The organism is Stenotrophomonas sp. TWI1149, assembly GCF_039673155.1.
GTDB lineage: Bacteria > Pseudomonadota > Gammaproteobacteria > Xanthomonadales > Xanthomonadaceae > Stenotrophomonas > Stenotrophomonas maltophilia_AA.
Map to the genome: position 1 here is coordinate 110,283 of NZ_JBDJLB010000010.1, position 22,835 is coordinate 133,117.

At 64.9% G+C, this 22,835-nt stretch carries 24 protein-coding genes; 16 read left to right on the forward strand and 8 right to left on the reverse strand.

Going from position 1 to position 22,835, the window contains the following annotated elements:
* Positions 1–64: 64 nt before the first annotated feature.
* The 6 genes from ABE424_RS12765 to ABE424_RS12790 all read left to right on the forward strand — a co-directional run bounded on the left by ABE424_RS12765 (position 65) and on the right by ABE424_RS12790 (position 7,053).
* Positions 65–616: a Dps family protein gene (locus ABE424_RS12765; RefSeq protein ID WP_176988442.1), complete on the forward strand. Its 552-nt coding sequence runs from the start codon at positions 65–67 to the stop codon at positions 614–616.
* Between the two features lie 641 nt (positions 617–1,257).
* Positions 1,258–3,063: a DNA helicase RecQ gene (gene recQ / locus ABE424_RS12770; RefSeq protein ID WP_346490318.1), complete on the forward strand. Its 1,806-nt coding sequence runs from the start codon at positions 1,258–1,260 to the stop codon at positions 3,061–3,063.
* Between the two features lie 94 nt (positions 3,064–3,157).
* A complete protein-coding gene (locus ABE424_RS12775) occupies positions 3,158–3,553 on the forward strand; it encodes a CopL family metal-binding regulatory protein (protein ID WP_346501924.1) in 396 nt (131 codons plus the stop codon).
* Between the two features lie 104 nt (positions 3,554–3,657).
* Positions 3,658–5,451, forward strand: a complete 1,794-nt coding sequence (locus ABE424_RS12780) for a copper resistance system multicopper oxidase (protein ID WP_346491565.1) — start codon at positions 3,658–3,660, stop codon at positions 5,449–5,451.
* Positions 5,448–6,440 (forward strand): copper resistance protein B, encoded by a 993-nt coding sequence (locus ABE424_RS12785; RefSeq protein ID WP_346491564.1) that lies wholly within the window; start codon positions 5,448–5,450, stop codon positions 6,438–6,440. Before ABE424_RS12780 ends, ABE424_RS12785 begins: the two co-directional genes overlap by 4 nt.
* 100 nt (positions 6,441–6,540) lie before the next feature.
* A complete protein-coding gene (locus ABE424_RS12790) occupies positions 6,541–7,053 on the forward strand; it encodes a GNAT family N-acetyltransferase (RefSeq protein WP_346491563.1) in 513 nt (170 codons plus the stop codon).
* A gap of 18 nt (positions 7,054–7,071) precedes the next feature.
* Here ABE424_RS12790 and ABE424_RS12795 read toward each other — a convergent pair whose 3' ends face one another.
* Positions 7,072–7,371 (reverse strand): zf-TFIIB domain-containing protein, encoded by a 300-nt coding sequence (locus tag ABE424_RS12795; protein WP_346491562.1) that lies wholly within the window; start codon positions 7,369–7,371, stop codon positions 7,072–7,074.
* A gap of 153 nt (positions 7,372–7,524) precedes the next feature.
* On the opposite strand from ABE424_RS12795, the gene ABE424_RS12800 reads away from it, so the two are divergent.
* From ABE424_RS12800 to ABE424_RS12810, 3 genes are all read left to right on the forward strand, one after another.
* Positions 7,525–8,289: a CPBP family intramembrane glutamic endopeptidase gene (locus tag ABE424_RS12800; RefSeq protein ID WP_346491561.1), complete on the forward strand. Its 765-nt coding sequence runs from the start codon at positions 7,525–7,527 to the stop codon at positions 8,287–8,289.
* 133 nt (positions 8,290–8,422) lie between these two features.
* Positions 8,423–8,821, forward strand: a complete 399-nt coding sequence (locus tag ABE424_RS12805) for a response regulator (protein WP_176988434.1) — start codon at positions 8,423–8,425, stop codon at positions 8,819–8,821.
* A 130-nt stretch (positions 8,822–8,951) separates the two neighbouring features.
* Entirely contained in the window at positions 8,952–9,617 is a 666-nt protein-coding gene (locus ABE424_RS12810) for a DUF3011 domain-containing protein (protein WP_346491560.1), read from the forward strand.
* Between the two features lie 21 nt (positions 9,618–9,638).
* Here ABE424_RS12810 and ABE424_RS12815 read toward each other — a convergent pair whose 3' ends face one another.
* Positions 9,639–10,319 (reverse strand): lysozyme inhibitor LprI family protein, encoded by a 681-nt coding sequence (locus ABE424_RS12815; RefSeq protein WP_346491559.1) that lies wholly within the window; start codon positions 10,317–10,319, stop codon positions 9,639–9,641.
* A 237-nt stretch (positions 10,320–10,556) separates the two neighbouring features.
* Here ABE424_RS12815 and ABE424_RS12820 point away from each other — a divergent pair, with 237 nt between their 5' ends.
* The gene (locus ABE424_RS12820) at positions 10,557–11,405 is read left to right on the forward strand and encodes a hypothetical protein (RefSeq protein ID WP_346491558.1); all 849 of its coding nucleotides are present in this window, start codon (positions 10,557–10,559) and stop codon (positions 11,403–11,405) included.
* A gap of 203 nt (positions 11,406–11,608) precedes the next feature.
* Positions 11,609–11,773, forward strand: coding sequence for a hypothetical protein (locus ABE424_RS12825; RefSeq protein ID WP_183073690.1), 165 nt, complete (start codon positions 11,609–11,611; stop codon positions 11,771–11,773).
* A 208-nt stretch (positions 11,774–11,981) separates the two neighbouring features.
* Here the strand turns inward: ABE424_RS12825 and ABE424_RS12830 are convergent, their stop codons facing one another.
* A complete protein-coding gene (locus ABE424_RS12830) occupies positions 11,982–12,449 on the reverse strand; it encodes a PA2169 family four-helix-bundle protein (protein WP_346491557.1) in 468 nt (155 codons plus the stop codon).
* Between the two features lie 208 nt (positions 12,450–12,657).
* Here ABE424_RS12830 and ABE424_RS12835 point away from each other — a divergent pair, with 208 nt between their 5' ends.
* Both ABE424_RS12835 and ABE424_RS12840 read left to right on the forward strand, forming a co-directional pair.
* The gene (locus tag ABE424_RS12835; RefSeq protein ID WP_346491556.1) at positions 12,658–14,124 is read left to right on the forward strand and encodes a S41 family peptidase; all 1,467 of its coding nucleotides are present in this window, start codon (positions 12,658–12,660) and stop codon (positions 14,122–14,124) included.
* 100 nt (positions 14,125–14,224) lie between these two features.
* A complete protein-coding gene (locus ABE424_RS12840; RefSeq protein WP_346491555.1) occupies positions 14,225–14,599 on the forward strand; it encodes a DUF6713 family protein in 375 nt (124 codons plus the stop codon).
* 1,654 nt (positions 14,600–16,253) lie between these two features.
* Here ABE424_RS12840 and ABE424_RS12845 read toward each other — a convergent pair.
* Positions 16,254–16,403 (reverse strand): hypothetical protein, encoded by a 150-nt coding sequence (locus tag ABE424_RS12845; RefSeq protein WP_346491554.1) that lies wholly within the window; start codon positions 16,401–16,403, stop codon positions 16,254–16,256.
* A gap of 852 nt (positions 16,404–17,255) precedes the next feature.
* Here ABE424_RS12845 and umuD point away from each other — a divergent pair.
* Positions 17,256–17,738, forward strand: a complete 483-nt coding sequence (gene umuD, locus ABE424_RS12850; protein ID WP_346491553.1) for a translesion error-prone DNA polymerase V autoproteolytic subunit — start codon at positions 17,256–17,258, stop codon at positions 17,736–17,738.
* Positions 17,722–18,972: a Y-family DNA polymerase gene (locus tag ABE424_RS12855; protein ID WP_346491552.1), complete on the forward strand. Its 1,251-nt coding sequence runs from the start codon at positions 17,722–17,724 to the stop codon at positions 18,970–18,972. Before umuD ends, ABE424_RS12855 begins: the two co-directional genes overlap by 17 nt.
* Positions 18,973–19,000: 28 nt before the next feature.
* On the opposite strand, the gene ABE424_RS12860 is transcribed toward ABE424_RS12855, so the two are convergent.
* From ABE424_RS12860 to ABE424_RS12870, 3 genes are all read right to left on the reverse strand, one after another.
* Complete coding sequence (locus tag ABE424_RS12860; protein ID WP_346491551.1) at positions 19,001–19,723, reverse strand: hypothetical protein; 723 nt, start codon at positions 19,721–19,723, stop codon at positions 19,001–19,003.
* Between the two features lie 140 nt (positions 19,724–19,863).
* Positions 19,864–20,601: a hypothetical protein gene (locus ABE424_RS12865; protein WP_346491550.1), complete on the reverse strand. Its 738-nt coding sequence runs from the start codon at positions 20,599–20,601 to the stop codon at positions 19,864–19,866.
* Positions 20,602–20,830: 229 nt separating this feature from the next.
* Entirely contained in the window at positions 20,831–21,763 is a 933-nt protein-coding gene (locus tag ABE424_RS12870; protein WP_346491549.1) for an SOS response-associated peptidase family protein, read from the reverse strand.
* Positions 21,764–22,008: 245 nt separating this feature from the next.
* Here ABE424_RS12870 and ABE424_RS12875 point away from each other — a divergent pair, with 245 nt between their 5' ends.
* Positions 22,009–22,428 (forward strand): type II toxin-antitoxin system RelE/ParE family toxin, encoded by a 420-nt coding sequence (locus tag ABE424_RS12875; protein WP_346491548.1) that lies wholly within the window; start codon positions 22,009–22,011, stop codon positions 22,426–22,428.
* Positions 22,429–22,451: 23 nt separating this feature from the next.
* On the opposite strand, the gene ABE424_RS12880 is transcribed toward ABE424_RS12875, so the two are convergent.
* Positions 22,452–22,766: an XRE family transcriptional regulator gene (locus tag ABE424_RS12880; protein ID WP_346491547.1), complete on the reverse strand. Its 315-nt coding sequence runs from the start codon at positions 22,764–22,766 to the stop codon at positions 22,452–22,454.
* Positions 22,767–22,835: the final 69 nt, after the last annotated feature.

Genomic DNA, 22,835 nt, shown 5'->3' on the forward strand with positions numbered 1-22,835 from the left:
TGAAAGGGTAGTCTGATCTATTGTGAAGGCCATCCGATTCATCCCATCCATAAGGAGTTCTCCCATGGCGAAGACGACCAAGACCCCGGCAAAGACCAAGACGGCCAAGCAGAAGCTCGGCGCGGCGGCCCCATCGGCCCCGAACATCGATATCGGGATCAAGGAGGGCGATCGCAAGAAGATCGCCGATGGACTGTCGGCGTTCCAGGCAGATGCGTTCACGCTCTACCTGAAGACCCACAACTTCCATTGGAACGTGACCGGGTCGATGTTCAATTCCCTGCACACCATGTTCGAGACCCAGTACACCGAACAGTGGGCGGCCCTGGATGACGTGGCTGAACGTATCCGTGCACTGGGCTTCAACGCCCCGGGCTCGTACCGCGAGTTCGCGGCCCTGACCTCGATCGCCGAGGAGCCGGGCCTGACCGACAGCGCGGACTGGCGTGAAATGGTACGCCAGTTGGTCACCGCCAACGAGGCGGTGTGCCGGACGGCGCGCAAAGTGCTGGACGTGGCCGACGATGCGGACGATGCACCGACCGAGGATCTGATGACCCAGCGCCTGCAGACCCACGAAAAGTACGCCTGGATGCTGCGTTCGCTGCTGCAGTAAGGGTTGCGTTGCGGCAGGCTTGGCTGACTCAAGGCGAAAGCGAAAGCGAAAGCGAAGGAAAAGGCAACGGCATTGGCTGACGGGGTCTCCGTGTTGGCGAGCGGGGGCCAAGCCCTGCCGGGACGCGCCGTAAACCCATCCCTGGGGGTTCGTGGGCGCCATCCTTGGCGCCCCGACGGTCCCGTCAGGGCCTGGCCCCCACTCGCCAGACTGATCTGGATGGACGGTTGGGCAAGCCGGAGGGACTGCCGCAGGCCGTAGCCAATGGACAACTGCGACAAGAACGCACCACCACAGGCGCCGATTGGCGCCTGTCTGCGTTTGAGTGGTTCGTGACCGGCTCTTGAGCGGCTCTTGGCTGGCTCTCCTTTGAGCACCAGCCAAGTGTCGGAGGCGCGGTGTGGGTGGGTTTGCAGGACCGTTGGGCGCCATGGATGGCGCACTACGAGCCCCCATGGACGGGTTCACGGCGGGTCCTGCAGGCCCACCCACACCGCGCCAAACCCGTAAGACGGAACGCCCGGCGCTTTGAGCCTGCCTTTGAGGCCTTGAGGCTTTGATGCCTTGGCTCCTGGCATCCCTACACGCCGACCCGGCATCAGAGGACACGGCCCGTAGCCCGGGCAAGGTAAACTAGCGCGATGTCTTCCCGCCCCGCGCACGACCTGCTCAGCCGCATCTTTGGTTACGACGAATTCCGCGGTCCGCAGCAGGCGATCGTCGAGCATGTCGCCGCCGGCAATGACGCGCTCGTCCTCATGCCCACCGGTGGCGGCAAATCGCTCTGCTACCAGGTGCCCTCCCTGCTCCGCGACGGCACCGGCATCGTCATCTCGCCGCTGATCGCCTTGATGCAGGACCAGGTCGAAGCCCTGCGCCAGCTCGGCGTCCGTGCCGAATACCTCAACTCCACCCTCGATGGCGACACCGCCGCACGGGTCGAGCGCGAACTCCTCGCCGGCGAACTGGACATGCTCTATGTCGCCCCCGAGCGCCTGCTCACCGGCCGCTTCCTGTCCCTGCTCTCGCGCAGCAGGATCGCCCTGTTCGCCATCGACGAAGCCCATTGCGTCTCGCAGTGGGGTCATGACTTCCGCCCGGAATACCGCCAGCTCACCGTCCTGCACGAACGCTGGCCCGACGTCCCGCGCATCGCGCTGACCGCCACCGCCGATCCGCCCACCCAGCGCGAAATCGCCGAACGGCTGGACCTGACCAACGCCCAGCACTTCGTCAGCTCCTTCGACCGCCCCAACATCCGCTACACCGTCGTCCAGAAAGACAACGCCAAGCGCCAGCTGCTGGACTTCCTCAAGGTCCACCGCCAGGAAGCCGGCATCGTCTACTGCATGTCGCGGCGCAAGGTCGAAGAAACCGCCGAGTTCCTGTGCAAGGAGGGCTTGAACGCCCTGCCCTACCACGCCGGCCTCCCCGCCGAGGTGCGCGCCGCCAACCAGCGCCGCTTCCTGCGCGAGGATGGCATCGTCATGTGCGCCACCATCGCCTTCGGCATGGGCATCGACAAACCGGACGTGCGCTTCGTCGCGCATACCGACCTGCCCAAATCGATGGAAGGCTACTACCAGGAAACCGGTCGCGCGGGGCGCGATGGCGAGCCTGCCGAAGCCTGGCTCTGCTACGGGCTGGGCGACGTGGTGCTGCTCAAGCAGATGATCGAACAGTCCGAAGCCGGCGAAGACCGCAAAACGCTGGAACGGTCCAAGCTCGATCACCTGCTCGGCTACTGCGAATCCATGCAGTGCCGCCGCCAGGTCCTGCTGGCCGGGTTCGGTGAGACCTACCCCCAGCCCTGCGGCAACTGCGACAACTGCCTGCTGCCGCCGGATGCCTGGGATGCCAGCGTCGCCGCCCAGAAGGCGCTGAGCTGCGTCTACCGCAGTGGCCAGCGCTTCGGCGTCGGCCACCTGATCGACATCCTGCGCGGTGGCGACAACGAGAAGGTGCGCCAGTTCGGGCATACCGAACTGAGCACCTACGGCATCGGCAAGGATCTGGACGCCCGCACCTGGCGCAGCGTGTTCCGCCAGCTGGTCGCCTCCAGCCTGCTCGAAGTGGACAGCAGCGCCTATGGCGGCCTGCGCCTGACCGATGGCAGCCGTGAAGTGCTCAAGGGCCAGCGCAAGGTCATGATGCGCCGCGAGACCCCCAAGGCCGCCCGCGAGCGCGACCGCAGCGGCCAGCGCACCGGCCTGTCAGTGCTGCCGCAGGACCTGGCCCTGTTCAACGCGCTGCGCGGCCTGCGCGCCGAACTCGCCCGCGAACAGAACGTCCCGGCCTTCGTCATTTTCCACGACAGCACCCTGCGCAACATCGCCGAACAGCGCCCCACCAGCGTCGATGCGCTGGGGCGGGTCGGTGGCATCGGTGGCACCAAGCTGGCCCGCTACGGCGACCGCCTGGTCGAGATCGTCCGTGAGGAAGGCTGATGCCACGGCACGTCCAGGCAGACCCGGCTCCAGAGTTGAACCAGGCGTTCAGCCGCAGGTGCGGTCGCCGGGCTTTGGCAGTAAGGTGAGCCCCATGTCCGCCAGTGGCCTTCTCCTGCGAGTGGTCTTGATGCTCAGCCTGTTGCTCAACGGGCTGAACGTGGCCATGGCCGGCCCGATGGCGCTGGCCCTGGCCGAGCCGACCCCCGCCAGCAGCGCGGCACCGCCCTGCCACGGCGACGCGCCGGCTCCCGCCGCACACGATCACCACGCGATGGCCGCCGCCGATGCCGGCGTACAGGCGCCGCACGATGGCGACCACTGCAAGATCAAGGACTGCCTGCGCAGCTGCGCCCAGCAGCCCAGCCTGACCGTCCAGGTCGCCTGGCTGGCCACGCCGCCGCCGGTGTCGATGGCCCCGCTGACGGCCGCGCACCCCACGCTGCCGACCCCGCCGCTGGACCGCATCACCCGCCCTCCGATCGCCTGATCCGCCGCGCTCTGCGAGCGCCCGCCTGAGCTCTGTCCGCGCGCCCCCGGTGCGCGGGCGTTGACGGCACCGCGTGTGCCATTCGAACCGGATTCGGAGTTGCAATGTCTTTCCCCAAAACACCCGGCACGGGCACCCCGCCCATGCCGTCACGTCGCCTGTTCGTGCAGGGCGTGGCTGCCGGCGGCGTAGTCGCCGGCCTGGCCGCCACCGGTCTGAGCCCACGGGCGTTCGCCGCCGCCGGCCCCGGCCTGGTCGGCACCCCGCAGGTGCTCAGCAGCCAGGACGTGCAGCTGAGCATCGGCGAATCGCTGGCCAACTTCACCGGCCGCACCCGCCCGGCGATCACGGTCAACGGCAGCCTGCCGGCGCCGATCCTGCGCTGGCGCGAGGGCCAGACCGTCAGCATCCGGGTCGCCAATACGCTGCAGGGCCATCCCACCTCCATCCACTGGCACGGCCTGCTGCTCCCGGCCAACATGGATGGCGTGCCCGGCCTGAGCTTCAACGGCATCGCCCCCGGCGAGGCCTATCAGTACCGCTTCACCCTCAAGCAGTCGGGTACGTACTGGTACCACAGCCACTCCATGTTCCAGGAACAGGCCGGCCTGTACGGCGCGCTGATCATCGACCCGCTCGAGCCGGCGCCGTACCACTTCGACCGCGAGCACGTGATCCTGCTCTCGGACTGGACCGACATGGACCCCGGTGCGCTGTTCCGGCGCATGAAGAAACTCGCCGAGTACGACAACTACTACAAGCGCACCCTGCCCGACTTCCTGCGCGATGTGCGCAGGGACGGCTGGGCCGCGGCCACCGCCGATCGCGGCATGTGGGGCCGGATGCGGATGACGCCGACCGACATCTCCGACATCAACGCCCACACCTACACCTACCTGCTCAACGGTACCGCCCCGGCCGGCAACTGGACCGGGCTGTTCCGCAGTGGCGAGAAGGTGCTGCTGCGCTTCATCAACGGCGGTTCGATGACCTACTTCGACGTGCGCATCCCCGGGCTGAAAATGACCGTGGTCGCCGCCGATGGCCAGTACATCCACCCGGTCAGCATCGATGAATTCCGCATCGCCCCGGCTGAAACCTTCGACGTGATCGTCGAACCCAGCGGCCAGGACGCGTACACGATCTTCTGCCAGGACATGGGCCGCACCGGCTATGCCGCCGGCACGCTGGCGGTCCGCCACGGCCTGCAGGCGCCGATTCCCGAGCGCGACGCGCGCCCGCTGCTGACCATGAGCGACATGGGACATGACATGAGCCATGCCTCGAACGGGATGGCGGGCCACGACATGAAGGGCATGGAAGGCGGCTGCGGCGCCAGCATGGGCCACGGCGCGCACGGCGCCGATCCCAAGGCACCGCGTCACCCGGCCAGCGAAACGGGCAATCCGCTGGTGGACATGCAGAGCATGGCGACCGAGCCGAAACTGGATGACCCCGGCATCGGCCTGCGCGACAACGGCCGCGACGTGCTCACCTACGGCGCGATGCGCAGCCTGTTCGACGATCCCGATGGCCGCGAACCCGGCCGCGAGGTCGAGCTCCACCTGACCGGCCACATGGAGAAATTCAGCTGGTCCTTCGATGGCATTCCCTTTGCCAGTGCCGAACCGCTGCGCCTGAACTACGGTGAGCGCATGCGCATCGTGCTGGTCAACGACACCATGATGCAGCACCCGATCCATCTGCACGGCGTGTGGAGCGATCTGGAAAATGCGGACGGCGACTTCCACCTGCGCAAGCACACCATCGACATGCCACCGGGCACCCGCCGCACCTATCGCGTGCGTGCCGACGCGCTCGGCCGTTGGGCCTACCACTGCCATCTGCTGTACCACATGGAAGCGGGCATGATGCGCGAAGTGAGGATCGAAGAATGAGCCGCTCTCCTCTCACCGCGACGTCGGCCTTGAGCACCGCCCTGCTGCTGGCATTGTCGGCACCGGCCTGGGCGCAGTCGCATGCCGGCCATGCCACGACGCCGACCACGACCACGGCCGACACAGCACCGGCAGATGGCGGCAAGGTCGATCACAGCCAGATGGATCATTCGAAGATGGACCACGGCAGCACTGATCACGGCAAGATGGACCATTCGAAGATGGACCACGCCGCGATGGGCCATGGTGTGCCGAAGGCGTCTGCGCCCACCGAACCGCTCGAGCCGATTCCTGCCGTGACCGCCGCCGACCGCCTCGCCGCGTTCCCGCCGATCGACCACGGCGCGATGGAGCATGCGCCGGAGATCCACAGCATGCTGCTGCTCAACCGCCTCGAACACTGGGACGGTCAGCACGGCACCGGCCAGGCATGGGAGGCCAGCGGCTGGGTGGGCGGCAACATCAACAGGCTATGGCTGCGCAGCGAAGGCGAGCGCAGCGACGGCCGCACCGAATCGGCCGATCTGGAAGTGATGTACGGCCGCAGCGTGTCGCCGTGGTGGGACGTGCTGGTCGGCGTGAAGCAGGATTTCCGTCCGGCCGATTCACGCACCTGGGCGGCATTCGGCATCCAGGGATTGGCGCCGTACAAGTTCGAGACCTCGGCCACGGCCTATGTCGGCGAAAGCGGCCAGTTCGCGGCCACGGTGGAAGTGGAGTACGAGCTGCTGCTGACCAACCGCCTGATCCTGCAGCCGCTGGTGGAAGCCAGTTTCTCGGCCAAGGACGAGCCGGAGTATGGCAACGGTTCGGGCCTGAACAAGGTCGAGGCCGGGCTGCGCCTGCGCTACGAGTTCAGCCGCCGCTTCGCGCCTTACATCGGCATCAGCCACGAGCGGCTGTTCGGCGATACCGCTGATTACCACGAGGCGGCCGGCGAGCGCGCACGCGATACCCGCTGGGTGGCGGGCGTGCGGGTCTGGTTCTGATCCCGCGGCCGTGACAGGTTCCGGGTGCCGCAGGTACCCGGACCTCCTGCCGGTTGGAGCGATGGCGTAAGCTGCCGGCCCGATCTGCCTGCCTTGCGCCATGACGTTGACCCTCCGCCGCGCCACCCTTGCCGATGCCGAAGCGCTCTCGGCGATCGCCATCGCCACCTATACCGAAACCTTCGGCGATTCCTACCCGCCGCAGGATCTGCGCGAATTTCTGGACAGTCACTACGCGGTCGAACCGCAACGCCGCGAACTGGCCGATCCGCGCAACGCAGCATGGCTGCTGGAGGATGGCGGCCGCGCGGTGGGCTATCTCGCGGCGGGGCCGAACGGACTGCCACATGCCGAGGCCAGCGAGGGTGATATCGAGCTCAAGCGCCTCTACCTGCTCGCCAGCCATCAGAGTGGCGGCCACGGCGCGCGCCTGATGGACGCGTTCCTGGCCTGGCTCGATCACCCACGGCGGCGCACGCTGTGGGTTGGCGTGTGGTCCGAGAACCTGGGTGCGCAGCGCTTCTATGCGCGCTATGGCTGCAGCAAGGTGGGCGAATACGATTTCCCGGTCGGCGACAGCGTCGACCGGGAGTTCATCCTGCGCCGCGCCTGAGCGCCGCGCACGCGTGCATCAGAAGTCGAACAGGTCCGACAGGAAGCTCTCTTTCTTCTTCTTGCGGTAGCCGTGCTGATCGCCGTACGGCTGTTGGCCCAGATGGCGGGTATCACGGTGCTGCACGGCAGCCGGCGGCGGTGCGGCAGCGCGTACCGGAGCGGATGCAGGCGCGGCGGCACCGGCGGAGCGCTCGATGATCTTGTCCAGTTCGCCACGGTCCAGCCACACGCCACGGCACTGCGGGCAGTAGTCGATTTCGATGCCCTGGCGCTCGGACATCTGCAGCGCTTGGGTTTTGCATACGGGGCATTGCATGGGCGGTAATCCAAGGGGCAAAGCCGCACTCTAGCCGGTCATACCTGACCGTGGTGCAACGCGGCCATGACCGATGACCCCCCGACCTATGCCCCATGCTGCTGGCGAGGGAATCACGAACAATCCACGCCGTCCCTGGATATGGAGCGTCCCATGCCGTCCCTTCGCCTGCCGACCTGGCTGGCCGCCTGCGTGGTGGTGCTGACCCTGGCCGTGTCGATCAATCTGCGCGACCTCGCCGCGTGGCTGGGCACGCCGATTCCGAAGCTGCCGATCCCCTATGGCGGCGCCATCCTCGACAACGGCCTGGGCGTGCTGTTGGTGCTGGCCGTGGCTGCGCTGCTGCTGCGCCCGGGGCAACGCCTGCACGCACTGCTCGGGTTGCGCTGGAATGGCTGGCAGGGGCCGGGATTGGCGCTGCTGGCCACGCTGCCCTGCTGGCTCGGCCTGTGGTGGCTGGGCGGGGTGAATCCCACCCAGGATGTCCTCGCGCTGCTGATGCTCGGCGTGCTGTTCCCGTTCGCCGAGGAAATCATCTTCCGTGGCTTCGGCTTCATCTTCGCCCATCGCCAGCAGCGCTGGCCGTGGCTGGCCGCCGCGCTGGTACAGGCGGTGATCTTCGGTGCGATCCACTGGTGGTCGTTCGGCGGCGGCGGGGGCATGGCGCTGCAGGTGTTCGCCATCACCGGCATCGGCGGGCTGGTATTCGCCTGGCTCAACGCCCTGGACGACTACACCCTCTGGAGCGGGCTGGCCCTGCATGTCTCGCTCAACCTGGCCTGGAACGTATTCGTGATCAGCGAGGCGACCGCGGTCGGCTGGCCGGCGACGGTGCTGCGCCTGTCGGCGGCGGGGTTGGCGGTCGGGCTGGTGTGGGCCTGGCACCGTGGACGCCGGCGGTCGGCGGCCGTTGCCTGAGCGCCGTGGGCGCTACGGGCGGTACGATCCCGCCCTCGATTCACCCGGCATTTGGTCGCCGTCGACGGTCTCCTCACCGGCGGCCCGCGATACTTGCGCGCCCCTCTCCGGGGGTAAGCAGGAACCACGCTCCATGTTGTTGTCCAAGCACCATCCCGAACCGCGCGTGCTGTTGATCGAAGACACCGAAGACACCCGCGAACTGAGCCGCATGGCGCTGGAAAGCCAGGCCTGCGAGGTCGTTGCGGTCAGCTCCGCCGAAGCCGCCCTCGGCCTGCTGCAGGCCGGCGAGCGCTTCGATCTGGTGTTCACCGATGTCTGCCTGGGCGAAGTGAGCGGCATCGAGGCGGCGCATCGGGTCAAGCAGGAACAGCCCGGTCTGCCGGTGCTGGTCACCTCGGGCCTGGAGCCCTCCGTCGTGGTGCCGCAGCTTGGCCCGGGCATGCATTTCCTGCCCAAGCCCTACACGATGAGCGAACTGCTCGACGCGATCCGTGCCTGCTTCCAGCACCCGTTGGCGGCCTGCGCCTGAGGCGATCTTCCTGCGGAGCGACTTTCATCCGGATTTCATGTGTGCGTGCCCATCGTCGGTGCCAGGGAACGGGGGTTTCCCGCTTCCCATACGATGCGACGCGCTCCTTTTCCCTTCCGGAATCGACGACATGCTCTTCCGTATGCTGCTGGCCACGCCCCTGCTGTTGATGCTGCCGTTGGAAGACGCGCGCGCGGACGACTTCGTCACCTGCGAGAGCCGCGACAACCGCTATCAGTCCTGCACCCTGCCCCGCGCGGGCTACGTCACCCTGGACCGCAAGCTGTCCGGTGCGGACTGCCGCCAAGGCCGCACCTGGGACTACGACCGCCGCGAGGTATGGGTCGATGATGGCTGCCGCGCCTCGTTCCGGGTGCACGGCGGCAGCGATCGCGATGACCGCCATGACGATGACAACCACGACGCGAAGGTTACCGCCGGCGTGTTGATCGGCGCGGCTATTCTCGGCGCGTTGGCCCACAACGCCAACAAGGATGACGCGCGCTACGACGACGAAAACTACCAGGGCGCCCGCCACACGTCCTATGTGCCCGACTGGATGGTCGGCGAGTTCGAGGGCTACAACCCGACCTTCAACGCCGACATCCGCATGCGCATCGACAGCGACGGCCGCATGAGCGCACAGACGCGTGGGCAGTCGTTGAACGGCTGGGTCAATGGCGGCCAGCTCAACGTCGGCAGCAGCGTGTTCGACATCAGCCAGAGCCGCGACGGCTTCGTCACCACCGAAGTGGGCGACCGGCAGAACGAGGTGCGCTACCGCCGCGTGCGCTGAGCAACGCGGCGGGGGCTGCCCTTACCTGGCGACCTGGCAGTGCAGCGTGGTGCCATAGAACTCCAGCGTGGTCTGGTCGTTGTGGGTCCGCAGGTCCACGCCTTCGCGCCCCCAGCGACCGCCGTTGTTTTCATCGCGGGTGACCGGCACCGGGAACACGATGGCCTGGTCGTTGCCCCAGCTGATCACGGCCGCAGTGGGATCGATGTCGTTGTAGAACACCGCAGTCACCGGCTTGCTGTTGTCATCGCAGCGGTACTCGACCTTGGCCGGCACCTGGATGCCGCCGCCGTTGATGGTCAGCTCGACCAGACGCGTCTGGTAGGACTCCACCAGGCAACGGTGCGGATCCACCGCACGCGAACAGGCATCGCGGCCTTTGATCCAGCCACGCTGCTCGGCCGCGATGTCCAGCTCATCCGGGCTGGTCTGCACCCGCTTGTAGAGCGCGGCCAGCTGGCGATCCAGCGCGGCCAGTCGCGCGTCGCCACACACCTGCTGCTCGGCCTCGGAGTGCGCCTTGGCGCAATCGAACGACGGCGGCTGCAGGGTCGGGCTGGCGGGGGCGGCGGGCGCGCTGGCAGCGGGGGCCGACGTGGCCGGCGCGGCCGGCTCTGCCGGAGTCGCGGTATCGGACGGCGCCGGCTTGGAACAGGCCGCGAGCGCAAGCGCCCCCACACCCAGCAGGACGAAACGGTTCATGGCACCTCCAACAACGATCAACGAATGACTGGCTATTGTGCCCCCGTAAGCGATTCTGCGGTGTGCACAGGCAGACCGCTCATGGCCCACGCGCCTCTCTGCTGACCGTCATTCGAGGACAACCGATTGCCGGGCACCCGCAGGATGCCCAGGCGACGCATGCTGCGCACCGGGTTGCCGCCCTGCCCCGGGTCACCTACGCTCCATGCCCGAATCGATCCAAGGACCATGCTCCGGATGAGTGGCAGCCCGTTTTCTTCTCTCACGCGACGACTGGCACGGCCGGCGCGTGCGCCTGCCCGGACACCGCTGGGCGCGGCCCTCCTCGTGATGGTGCTGGTCGCCTCACCCGCACGTGCCGATGATATACCGCCGCAGTTCATGGCGCAGTACGAAGCCACGCGCGATTACCTGCAACTGCTGCAGCAAGCCGACGCCGACAACGCACCGGAGCAGCTCGAAAGCCCACGCGCCATGCAACTGCTGGCGGCGGTGACCAACCAGACCGACGTCCTGGCACCGGACTACGCGACGGCGGACCTGGGTCTGCTGACCAACGCGTGCCAGTACGGCGTAACGCTGTCCACCCGGTTGATGCAGTTCGGCATGGGTGCGATGCCAGCCGCCGTGCTCCTCCATTCCGGCGAGCAGGCCCGCCAAGGCAACCGCAACGCCGAGCGCTTCCAGGCACAGCTGGGTCTGCTGCTGCCGTACCTGCTGCAGTGCGGTGCACGGATGCAGCCACTGGTGGATACGTGGCTGACCGTGGCAACGCCCGCAGAGCTCGCCGGTCTGGGACCGGGCGGCACCGACACCCTTCGCCGCAATGCGCAACGCCAGTATCTGGAGATGCTGGAGGTGATGCGTGCCCAGCCGGCGGGCAGCACGCTGAAGCGGACCCTGGTCCGTGCGCTGGCGGAGACGGCGGCGCCTTACGCGCAGATGCTGCAGCCCGCGCAACGGCAGCCAGTGCGTGACGCGTTGAGGGACGCGCTGGAACAGGTGGACCCAAGCGACGTTCCGCTCCTGCAGCAGGCCATTGCCGGGTTCAGCAGCGAACATTGCGGGACACTCTGCCAATCCTGATACATCGACGGCCGCGGCCTCCAACTCGGCGTCTCGGATAAAGGCACGTTGCGGACCCGCAGCGTCGTGGGTGGTTACACCCACGCGGTGTAGCACTTGGTCATGAGACTACCCTGACCCGATGCTCATCCAAGTGCGACCCTCGCGTAACAGCGGCAGGTCCACGCTGGGGTTGCGACATCACGTCGCCTTGGAGTCACACCATGTCCAACATGCAGAACAACGAAAACAACGTCAAGAATGCCGCTGCTGCACAGAAAGGCCCGCAGTCCGAACAGGATCGCAAGGACGCGCAGGCCAAGCAGCAGAAGCAGGAACAGGACACCAAGAACGCCCCTGACGCAGGCAACAAGCCGCAGCAGAAGTAATTCGTCTGCCGCATGGTGGGCTGCGCATCCGCGCAGCCCTCACATGCAGACGGCGCCCAAGCGTAGTCGGCGCCCTCTCGCACCCTTCAACTTCCAGCGTCCTTCAACTTCTAGCGTCCTTCACTACGAAGCTCATTCGCGACGCGGTTGATTCGCGACGCTGCGCATGCGCGTGCTTCCTTGAAGGTGTGGGTGACGGTGTGGATGACTATGCATCCCGGCCCCGCAGGTCAGCTACCTCTTGGCGCATGTCGTCCCAACCGAGGCGCGTCTCCAGCAGCATGCCGTTGAGCGTTCGTCGCGCATGTGCCGTCAGTGCGCCATCGCGCGCGGCCACTTCGAGTGCCCTCACCAGACGCGCTTCAGCTGCCTGGCTCTCACTGGCGTACTGGATGCCCGCATCCCCGAGTGCGGTGCCCAACCTGCCGAAGCCGCCACGGAGGCTGCCGGCGAAGGTACCGTGGCGGGCGGGCTGGCCACCGGCGTCGCGCACCAGCCGCGTGACCCCATCGATGACCTGCACTTTCGCTGCGGCCATCCGCATCATCAGCGCATTCAACTGCGGATCCTGCGCCCCGTCGGCGACGGCTCTGGCGTAGATGTCGTGGCCATCGCGCGCGATGCCGATGATCTGGTTGAGTTCGCGTATCGCGTGGCCGGATTGGACGGTACTCATCACACCGCTCCGTGGGATCGTGGGCCCACTGTGGCCGGGTATGGCCTGATCGTGCGCGCGTCGTGGGGACGGTGGCGTGATGCGACTCCGGGACTTCCGGGGAACACGCGCATTGGCTACGATCGACCGGAGTCGATCGCACACACGATCCCGTCACCCTTGCCCCGTGCGGCACTGCGCCGGGTCGCAAGGAGGCTGTATGGCAGGGATGAGTGGCACTGTATTCATGCTCGCGATGCTGGGTGTCGCCGCACCGGGGGCATCCGTTGCCGCGCCGGCATTCGATCGCAGCGCCTGGCAGGCCGACCATGTGGCGCTCAAGCGCGCCTTGGAGCAGGACTACGCGCATCTGGCATGGGTCGCCTCGCCACAAAGTGGCGTGGACCTTCCCGCACTGGATGCCGAGGCGCAGCGTGCGCTCGCTGAAGCACGTACGGATACGCAGGCGCGCCAAGCCCTGCGCACTTTCCTGGCCGGGTTCCAGGATGGTCACCTCAGCCTGCTCGAGCCGCTTGAACAGGCGCCCGACACGGCCTCGCCCACTGCCGTGGACCCGCGCACGCTGGGCGCGAGCGCAGGGTGTGCCGCGCTCGGCGTGGCCGATGAAGGCCGGCACGATTTCAGCCTGCCGGTGGAAACGCTGGCCGGTTACCACCCCCTCAACGACGACGCCGATCCTGTGCTGCGCGCCGGCATTCTCTCGCTGCCGGATGGGCACACGGTGGGGCTGCTGCGCCTGCATGAGTTCGATGCCCTTCGCTATCCGGGCCTCTGCCACGCGCTGTGGCCACAACTGCGGCATGCGGACTCCACCGACGACATGCGCGGCACCCTGGCCCGTGGCTGGGTCGCGGTGATCGCCGCCAGCCTGCGGCGTTTCCAACAGGACGGCGTGGACGCCGTGCTGGTGGACGTCGGCGACAACCCGGGCGGCGACGACAGTGGCGATACGCTGGCGCGGCTGTTCACCCCGCAGCCGGTTGCCTCGGCCGTGCTCCAGGTCAGCCAGTCCCCGGCCGGCAAGCCCTATCTGGACGAACAATTCGAGCGGCTCGACGACGCACTGCGCAATCACCGCCCCAACGCCGTGGCGCGCAGGCTGCTCACTACAGAGCGGCAAGCGTTCCAGGCGTCGCGGCAGGCCGCGGCACTGCCGGCCTGCGATCTGTCCTGGGCCTGGCGGGTGCAGCACGACTGGAACGGCCCAACATGCCGGCGCCTGGTGCCTGCAGGTACCTCCGGCGGCCCGTTGCCGAGCGCTGCCGTGGACACCCTCGATGATTTCCTCATCGCGCACCGCCTGGACTGGTCACAGGATGTGCGCGAGCACTGGGGCGCCTGGAAAGGCCCGGTATATGTCCTCACCAATGCGAAGACGGCCTCCTCCGCCGAGATGTTCGCCGCGCGGATGCAGGACAACCACATCGCCCGCATCGTCGGCACGCACAGCGGAGGGTACGGTTGCGGCTTCATGAGTGCGCAGGCGATGCCTGAACTGCCCCATTCGCATCTGCACCTGCGCGTTCCGAACTGCGTACGCCTGCGTGCCGATGGCAGTGACGAGGTGGCCGGCATCCGCCCGGACCTGCCGGTCGCGCCGCGTCGTGGCGAAGGTGCACGGGCCCGCGCGCAGCGCCTGGTCGATACGCTCATCGGCGACATCGCGCTGCATTGAATGCGGACCGCGGCGAAGCCAATCCGGCACGCAGGCACGCGGTGAGCCCCGCTACACTGTGCACGCTGCAGGATCCGCAGCCTTCGGCATCGCCTGTCCCATGGAAAGAAGCTACTTCGCCACCCTGCTCGCCCTGATCGTTCATCAGATCGACGCCGCGTTCTGGCGTGAGTGGGAGATGTTCCTGCTGCCCGGTGGCGTGCAGGGCTTCCTGGTCTTCAACCTGCTGGCCGTCGGCGTGGTGCTGCTCGGCTACCGCCACGTGCTGCTGCAGACCAGCAAGGCGCGTGGCTTTGCGATGGTCTGCGCGGCGCTGGGCATCGCGACGTTCCTCATCCACCTCGGCTTCGCCATGTTCGGCCACCGCACTTTCCACCTGCCGTTGTCGATGACGGTGATCGCGGCCTGCCTGGTCTCGGCGATGTGCCTGTTGCGATCGCTGCGCACCGTTGCGCAGGGCCGCCCAGGCGCCTGACCGACACTTGGGAGGCACTGCGTCGGTGTCGGGCACAGGTGTGGAAGCGGCCAGGCCGTCCGACCTGCCGGCGTGCCAATGCCGAGCGCGCAGCAGCACACCAAACAGGGACAGCACCGTCGCAAAGACGACGGCGGTCTGCAGGACTTCCATCACCAGTGCCATTGCAGTGCTCCGGATCGACCGTCGGCATGCACGCGTTCTCCGGGAAGCGGCATGTCGTGCTCAAGGTCGGGAGGTACAGCGTGCGCGTCCGGGCGATGGACAGCCATCGGTCCTTGCCCTGCTGCGCCTCGGTGAAAGGCGCAATTCGCTGTGATGCAACTCGGGAGCGCCCTTCCCGGCCGCAGCCAACGGCAGCCCGAGCTGTCAGTTCGACTTGCCGACCCGAGTGCCTTCCGCCCGCCGCATGCTGGCGTACTACCGCAGCAGCAAGCTCACGTTAGGGATCAGGGCACAAAGCAGATTCCCAGAACAATTGCATTCCGCATGCGTATGATTTCTTCCGCATGCGGGACAGGTACGGATACTTTTCAACGCGTGAGGCATCCATGGCTGCAGCTAGTCGTCGGAGTTATGAATGCCACTCCTGAGTTCCTGACAACGTTTAGCCAAAATCCTGCCTCCGTCACTATCTGAAGTGATGGAGCCGTCATGCAGCAGAGGAAAAACCTCGCGTCTTACCAAGTAGGCAGTCTCTGAGGAGTTCCGCGTCGCCTCATCCGCGCCGTCCGTCAACGGGGCGCCGGGCAAGGCGGATTCCGGAATTGATCCGATTACCTCAAGCTGTGCACATAACCCAGCGTAGTAGGCAGTGCACTCATCTCCGCCCCGCCGGTCATTCGCCAGGATGCCAAGCGCGTGATAAGACTCATGCGCGACCAAATCCACCAAGTTACCGTCGAATCTATTGCGCACGCTGAAGTCAGCTGTCGCTAATGTCACGTGAATCGAGTTGATCACGAGGCTACGCCTCTTTACATATATCGAGTGCCCTTCCGGGACGACAATGATGGAATACCTCGCGCTGCGCCCTGGAAACCAATGCTCTGCCTCTCTGGCTGCAGAGCTGACGTCAAGGCATGTACTTTCAAGGTCGGAGATGGAAGCGCCGTAGTGTTCGACCCTAATGTCATGCGACACAGATCTGCATTTCGTAATGACCGGCTTTTTTGATACAGCAATCGCACCGGGAACATACGTTTCATTTTCCAGATAGATCCAGCCGCCAAATTTCCAGGATGTGAGGGCTGTAAATCCGGCCGATGACACCTGTGGAGGCACGCTTCGAGGTTGCGAACCGCAGGCTGGGAGCAGAGGGAAAAGCAAAGACAACACGAGCGTTCGCCATTGCATACAGAGGCCTGTAATACATTTCTACCAAGATCAAGTGGTACCAGGCATTTCGCGATTGATAAGCTCCACCGCTAGCACCGGTAACGAGATGTGGGGGTGCCTGATCGTGGATCATATCCAGCGTCGCCGATGTAAGATAAAGCCGGCATTCTTGTCAGAATATACCCACTCTTCAAACACTGGAGTTGAGTCCATCAGGGGGCGCAGCTTACCTTCGCGAATTCTCCGTCGCTTCATTCCATCTCTTGTCATTGTCTTCCAGGCCTGTCTGCTCAGACGTTTAATCTACTGAAAAGAGTTACGCCTCATAGCGTGAGAAGAGCCTGGTGCGAAATTCGCCGTGCCGTTTTTCCAAGGCCTTCAGCAGCGTGCTGTAGGCCAGCCGGCGGACACGCAGGTAGTCGCCCTTGCGCAATCGAGCGGACTTTGCGGCCAGGGCGGTAGACACCTTCCGTTCCGGCCACGAGAGGCCTCGTACTGCGTCATGGATCACAAAACGCGCGCGCCAACGATCAGCGGACTGGTCGTGCTCGAGCGTCACCGTGGGATCGCGGCAGCGCGCGAGCAACCCGCCGGCACGCCGGCCACGCGTCCGCGGGGGTCGCCACGGCCACCAGGAAGTCCTACGCCACCCTGACGCGCATCAGCCCAGCGACAGGTTTTCAGGAGGCAACAAAAAAGGCGCCCATCGGGCGCCTAAGTTGTTGATGCAGTGGTGGGCCGTGATGGATTCGAACCATCGACCAAAAGATTAAAAGTCTCGTGCGCTCAGCAGTCGTGGCGCGGGTTTCGGACGCGTTCGATTTCAGGAGTACGCCGCGTGGAACGCTTGACCCAGCTGGGGCGTCCTCGCTGATTTCAGGAGGCCCAGAGGCGTTGATCACCCCCACCCCTGCCAATTTGCAGCGAGGTGCGCGCGATCAAAATGGCGCGTCGTCGGTCCATTCGTCTGGCCCCTCCAGACGGGTGGCCATCCGCTCGTACCCAGCGGCTTCGTGCACCAACCGGCTGGCAGCGCGCCGACGGCGCGCCTGGACCTGCCAGTCCCCGCCTCTCATCGCCTCCAGAGCGTTCACCCGGTCCCAGAGCCTGGCCGCCTTACCACGGGCCCAGCGGGCCTTTTCCTCGACAGTCTTTCCCATGGCCTCAATTCTGAATGCGCCTCGTCGCACGGCCTGATACGTCCCCGGCCGCCCCCTGAACAGGCGCCGCCGTGAACCGGTCATCCGGCCAGTTAGTAATTGTACTAACATTCGGCCCGTCTCTCGTCATGAGACACCGCCCAGCCAGAGTTCCCGCCATGCAGTCCCTTCCCCTTCCCACGACGATCGCTACGTTGATCGGCGCCGCGGCCATAGACGGTCCGGCGCACTTCGTTCCTTTGGCCGGTGCGCGAGCCCGCCTGGGCTTCCCCTCCCCGGCCGACGACTTCATGGACGATGCGGTTGACCTGCACCGCCTGCTGGTCCGGAACCCCGCCGCCACCTTCCTGTACCGTGCCGACGGCTGGTCCATGCTGGGAGTCGGCATCAGCGATGGCGATATCCTGGTCGTCGACCGGTCCGTGCAACCGCAGCCCGGCGACCTGGTAATCGCCATCTGGGATGGCAATCAGCCAACGTGCAAGGTGCTCCAGCTGTTCGAGCACCATCTGGAGCTGCATTCTGCCAACCCCGAATTCCCGCCCATCGTGCTCGAGCAAGGCACCGAGGTGGAGGTGTTTGCCGTAGTCGGTGTCGCGCGCCAGATTCAGCGGAGGCGCGGCCATGTTCGGGCTCGTTGACGGCAACAATTTCTATGCCAGCTGCGAGCGGGTCTTCCAACCGGCTCTGCGCGGCAAACCGTTGGTGGTGCTGAGCAACAACGACGGGTGCGCGATCGCCCGATCAGCAGAAGCCAAAGCCCTGGGCATCAAGATGGGCCAGCCCGCGCACGAGCTGAAGCACCTGGTGCGGCACCACGGCCTGCAGCTGCGCTCCGCCAACTTCGGACTGTATGGGGACCTGAGCAGCCGCGTGGTATCTGTGCTGCGCGATGCGGCGCCCCGCGTCGAGGTTTACAGCATCGACGAGAGCTTCATCGGCCTGGATCGCGTTCGGAACAGGGAGCGTTTTGCGCGGGAGCTGCGCGCACGGGTTCATCGGTGGACCGGCATTCCGAATTGCATCGGTATCGGCCCGACGAAGACGTTGGCCAAGCTGGCGAACAAGGCGGCGAAGTCGGCCGATGGCGTTGTCGACCTGAGCGACCCGCGGAAGCGGGAAGAGCTACTGCGCCGGTTTCCAGTAGAGGACCTGTGGGGCGTTGGGCGGCGCTTGGCGCCCAAGCTGATGAACATGGGCATCAGGACCGCGGCCGCCCTGCGTGACGCGCCCCCCGATGACATCCTTGCCACCTTCGGGGTGACCCTCGCGCGGACCCAGCGGGAGCTGCAGGGGCATGCGTGCATGGAGCTGGAGGAGGTGGAACCCGACCGGCAGCAGATCATGGTGAGCCGCTCGTTCGCGGATCGGGTGGCCGACCACGACGCCATTGCCCAGGCGCTGGCCACCTTTGCGGTCCGGGCCTGCGAGAAGCTGCGTGCGCGTGGGCTGGTGGCCTCGGGCCTCTGGGTGTTTGCCCATTCCGACACCTTCCGGCCCGAACTGCCGCAGCACAACGCGACGCGATCGGCCGTGCTGCCGGCGGCGACCTCGGACACCACCCTCGTGCTCGGGGCCGTGAGACAGCTGCTCCGCGGCCTGCTGAGAGACGGCATCGGGTACAAGAAGGCCGGAGTCGCGTTGCTGGACTTGGCCAAGCCCCACGACCTGCAGGCCGATCTGTTCAGCCCGGCCGTTGCTGGAAACGATGCGCTGATGGCGACCCTCGATCAGATCAACCGGAAGTTCGGCCGCGGCGTGGCCGGGCTCGGCGCGTCGGGCTGGCAGAACAAGCCCGCCTGGGGCATGCGCCAGCACATGCTGTCCCCCAACTACACTACTTCGGTCCTAGAGCTGCCGCGCGCGCGCTGCTGAGAGGAGCGCGCGGAAGTCCATTGCAGTGTCACGCTGCTTGAAGAACGCGCTCCGCGCCTTCTTGGGCAGAGGTAACCGGATAGAAACGGAGGCTGGCCGCGACGGCCTCAGCCTCGATTTCCTGCCTCGCCACATCTACCGCCTGACGCTGCCGTCGATCAAGAGTCGCATCATCGTTGCGGCTCACTGCACCGATGAGGGCAGCATTTGCAATTCCGGTGAGCTCGCGCGCACGTTGTAGTTCGAACAAGCGGGCTCGTGCGTCTCGAATGCTCGCGCTGACACGGGCAGGATGCAAGACGCTGAAATGCATGACGGCACCGGGCGAGCAGAACCCGAAGCGCACACGCTGACCGCCCTGAACCAGCTGCGCGGTACGGCCGAAGTAGTCTGCGAATTCCGGCCGCAGCCCAATTACGATGTCGCGCACCTCGGTGCTGAAACGCCTATTTATCTCTTCCGGAAGAGGCGTATCGGACTGGTCGAGTTCCTCAAGCTTAGCCAGATTAGCCATGCTGGAATACAGCAATGCCGCCGTCCTGAGCAACGCTGGTATGGTTGCGGCACTGGTCAAACGAACTCCGCCCGGGAAGAGGCCCATGAATGGACGATCCAGCTGGCCAAGGCCATCTTCACGTTGATTCGCCATTGCCAAGAATGACTTTAGGGAGTGCTCGATCAGTTTCCGAGCTCCACCTGCTTGCTTGCCAAACATCCCGTCCAGCACCTCGTCACGGATCAGACGCGACACTCCGTGGGCACCGTCAAAGGAATAGATGATCCCCGCGAGGATTCGCTCCCCAGTTCCAGACACTGGCTCCCAGAACAGAGGGCGCCAGGGGTGCATTGCCCTGCTGTCTGTGGCGCTGCCTGTTTCGGTCAAGATTGTATTCATGGAGTTTGGCCTAAGAGATCGTGGGGCTGCGGAAAGCGCGCCAGAATCCGCATGCCGAGGGTATCAAGGCGCCGTAGAACCAAATCTTGCCAGGCAGTGCAATCGTGCAATACGCCGATCTCACCAGCTGCGTCGGCAACGGCGTCGCGGTCCAAGGCGGCCCATCTTGCTATGGCTGCCTGGCTGCTTTGATCGGCGAGCCCATTGAAGGTTGCGATCTCGCACAGAATGTTCCGATCCGGCATTGCAACGCCGTTGCCAAGCGCAAACGCATGGTCAATCCACGCTTCTTCTGAACCGTCCCAAAGAATGTTCCCCAAATTGCGATCTCTGTTATCTATCGCCTCATCGAGGGCGATCGCCAGCGAAGTAGTGGGGAACGACATCACGACATCGAAAGCCAATCGCGTCAACTCGTCAGCCTCCTCCGCAGAGAGATTCTGACTGTCGAGACCCAGTGCCTTCTTGAGGTTTGGATACCCTACGTCGGCACTCGCAAATGAAATCCGATCCGGCTCATTGACAAGGTAGGGCGCGGGGACCTTCAGGCCCCATTTCGTGAGCAACATGCCGCAGAGTGCCTCCGCGAACACCAAGTCTGGAGTGTCCCTTTTCAGGACCGCCGCGACTTGTTCTCCATCCTCAATTTCTATGACACAGCGTAAAGCGCCGGTGATTCCGTCGCCTGCAGGGGTTTCCGTCCCTTCAACCAGTGTTGCCCAAGCCAGCGTCATCCTTTCCCCCTGCCCAAGACCAAATCGTCGGTGAACATCGAGCCACCGTTCGACAGATCATCAACTGATCCTTTCCGCCAGTCCAGTTTTCGGGCCAGGGGGCGGCAGAGCCCAAAGTCCGCCTCTGCCTGCGGGCTATCACCTGGAGGAAGGAGCAGGCGAACCGGCGAACAGGGCCACATCACATCGCCCCGGCGGCCTACGCTGTCAGCCGGCTCGGGCTACCCTCTTACGCAGCCAACCGGTGCTCGTAGAACGGGTGCTGCTTGTCGTCGAAGATGGCGTATAGAGCGTCAAGGTCGGCCGGGTCAGGGTTGAGCCAGGAATCGACGTACTCAGGCTTGATATTGATGATCGTCCGATCGTGGCCGGCGGCGGCGACCTCGGGCTCCGGGTCATCGGTGATCGCGGCGAAGGACAGTAGATCGGGCTCCTTGCCGGCGGGGTCCACCCAGTGCGACCACAGGCAGGCCACCAGCATCGGATCGCCCGTGCGCGGTGTGAACTGCACTACCTGGTTGCCGCCGTCCGGCCCCTCCACGTTCTCGTAGAAGGTATCGACCACCATCAGCGCATGCGTGTGGCCGAAGGCGGGCCGCCAGAAGCCCTCCAGGCTGTCGCGCCTGGCGTTGTAGGTGCCGGGGTAGCGCTGGTCGTAGCTCGCCGGCTTGCCCGCCAGCCGACACTGGTAGCGCATCGGCTTCACCACCCGCTTGCCGCCTTCGGACACGATGACGGTGCCGTACACCCCTGGGTAGATTCGCGAATCCCTCGCCACATGGTCGGTCCGCCGCAGGTCGGCCAACTTGCCTTGGGCGCGGGCGATCTTGTTGGTGGCCACGCGAACGTCGTTCTGGGCCTTCTTTGTGACCTTGGTCTGCAACGCGCGTTCAGCGGTTACCAGGCGGGTCTTCTGGGTGAACAGCTCCTGCTCGAATGCCGTTGCGTCTCGGGCATCCCAGCGCTGAATGGAGGCCCAGATGGCCCGCTCGGCCGGACTCTTTCCGGCGGCAAAGGCGTCGTCCATGGCTTTGGGGGTCTTTGGCCGCTTCTTGCCAGGGTCTTCTGCGAACAACACGGCGAACTCGTCGAGCGAGACCACTGCGCCGAACTCGCGCACCAGCTTCTGGTAGTCGGCCTTGATTTGGGCTGAATAGCACATTGCCTGATTACAGCATGTCCATCGGGGCCGGGAGTGATTGAAGGCACCCCCGCCGCCCCCCCTCCCCCCGCCAGGCAAACCTGACATCCGGCAGCGCCCTGTCACGCTATTTTCATTTTATACAAACAGTGATAATATGAACGAGTCGCGCAATTTTGCGTGGCGCTCGCCTGATTTCAGGCAACCAACTAGGGAAAAGATCATGACAAGCATCCGGATATACCTAACCCAACGAGGTAATTACTATGCCCCCAAGCGATGTAACGGAACCCGCTGATCATCAGCGTGAAATCAAGTTCGAAGGCTCAACCCTTAAGGACTTGAAAGCTTTGCCGGTTGGACCGCGCGATCAAATCGCCAACTCGCTTACGGCCCTTCAAAGTGGGGCAAAAGCCGAGCTGGAGATTAGTCATCTCTCACTGCCCCGCGGTATGGTGGCAATGGAGCTGAAGATCCAAGGAAGTCCGGCTTACCGATGTGTATTCAACATGAAGGATGCAGGGATCCTTTATGTGCTTTATGTCGGGAAGAAGACGGCGACCGGCACGGACAAGCAACTGATTGAGACCGTTATCAGCAGGCTCAAAGCAGTTGAAGCAACGAAGAGGGAGGCGGCGCGAGAAGCAAAGAAGAGCACGAAGGCTGGAAAGGCGGGCAGGAAGTAGTCGGCACAAAAGGGCGATGGCTGTTACAGCATCGCCCTTTTTACTTCCATGGAAATTGGCACACGGACGTTTGCCGGATCGAACGTCGTGTCAATCTTGTAGCCACTTTTCACAAGCATGACCAACAAGGCATCGATTGAGAACTTCTCCAATCTAAGCCTAAACAGGTTACTCATGCGCGGCTGGGTGACGGACAGCTTTTCAGCAGCTGACGCTTGGGTCAGGCCCTGCTCTTTGATGAGCTCGACCAAGGCTATGGCAAGCTTGGCCTTGAGGGACTTCATGTTGTACTCGACCGGGTCGTCGGTGAGCATTTCAAATATATTTTTCGTGGTCATGAGTGTACTCCGCGCCAACATGGGAGGGGGAGTTCTTGATCAGAGATCGTATGTAGACAGCCGCATATT